Source organism: Vibrio makurazakiensis (genome assembly GCF_050337375.1).
GTDB classification, from domain to species: domain Bacteria; phylum Pseudomonadota; class Gammaproteobacteria; order Enterobacterales; family Vibrionaceae; genus Vibrio; species Vibrio makurazakiensis.
In genome coordinates this window covers 1-1,264 of the sequence record NZ_JAKJSW010000444.1, presented here as the reverse complement: position 1 = coordinate 1,264, position 1,264 = coordinate 1, and the positions used below count along the sequence as shown (strand labels likewise).

General features: G+C 41.2%; 2 protein-coding genes. Both read left to right on the top strand.

The window, feature by feature from the left end:
* The first annotated feature begins 26 nt into the window (after positions 1 to 26).
* Entirely contained in the window at positions 27 to 1,049 is a 1,023-nt protein-coding gene (locus L4C33_RS22330; protein WP_428814567.1) for an HD domain-containing phosphohydrolase, read from the top strand.
* A gap of 6 nt (positions 1,050 to 1,055) precedes the next feature.
* On the top strand, positions 1,056 to 1,264 hold a 209-nt coding region (locus L4C33_RS22325; protein WP_428814566.1), incomplete at its 3' end, for a hypothetical protein.

The window sequence follows — 1,264 nt, the reverse complement described above, 5'->3', positions numbered from 1 at the left end:
ACCTTAAACTGTGTAGGTGGCGTTAGATGACTGAAAAATTGACGATCCTAATTGTCGACGATGTAACTGAAAACTTGGATGTATTGACGGGGTTACTAAAAGGGGATTATCAGGTTAGAGCAGCGAAGAGCGGAGCCGTTGCGATTAAGTTAGCTCAAATGACACCTAAGCCAGACTTAATTTTGCTAGACATTATGATGCCGGATTTAGATGGGTATCAAGTGTGTGAAATCCTCAAGTCACAGCCCAATACAGCTCATATTCCTATCATCTTTGTTACTGCAAAAATCTCACCTGAAGATGAGGTCAAAGGTTTAGCTATGGGAGCGGTAGATTATCTAACCAAGCCAATTACTCCTGCTATTGCCTTACAGCGCGTTCAAACCCACCTTGCGCTCTATAACCAGCAACAAGCGCTCTACATTAAAGTTAAAGAACAAACCTCTGAAATAAACCACAGCAAGATAGAAATGGTGAAGCGATTAGGGCGTGCAGCAGAATATAAAGATAATGAAACAGGCATGCACGTGTTACGCATGAGCTATTATTGTCATGTACTGGCGCTAGCGGCAGGTATGCCTTTAGAAGACGCAGATACCTTACGAGAAGCTGCGCCGATGCATGATATTGGTAAAATCGGTATTCCTGATRTCGTTCTTCTTAAACCGGGAAAATTAGATGCCGATGAATGGAAGATAATGCAAACACACGTGAAGATAGGTGTGGATATTTTGGGCGATACAACAGGCTCTAAATTGTTAGAAATGGCGGTAGATGTTGCTAAGTATCATCACGAGAAGTGGAATGGCAAAGGTTACCCCAACGGAGCGGCTGGAGAGTCAATCCCGTTAGTGGCTCGTATCGCTTCTATTGCTGATGTATTTGATGCTCTGACTTCTGAACGCCCTTATAAACAGGCTTGGACGATAGAAAAAACAATCGGATTACTAGAAGAAGAAAAAGGCCAACATTTTGATCCTTCACTTGTCGACCTTTTTGTTGAACAGTTACCTCAAATACTTGAAATCAAAGACCGCTTTAAGGATTAGGCCTTTATGTTGAAAGCTCTAATGCTAGAGGTAAAAGTAAAAGCTCTTATGTCTAAGGTGCTTATGCCAAAAACTTTAATGTCGTTTTTCTCGGCTATTGTGCTTTTCCTGAGTCTTGTTTTTTCATCTTTGATTCAAGCAAAGATCATTGACTCTTTCACTACATCTGAAAAAGAGTGGATGGAAAATCGGCAGAGTATTGAAGTACTTTATCG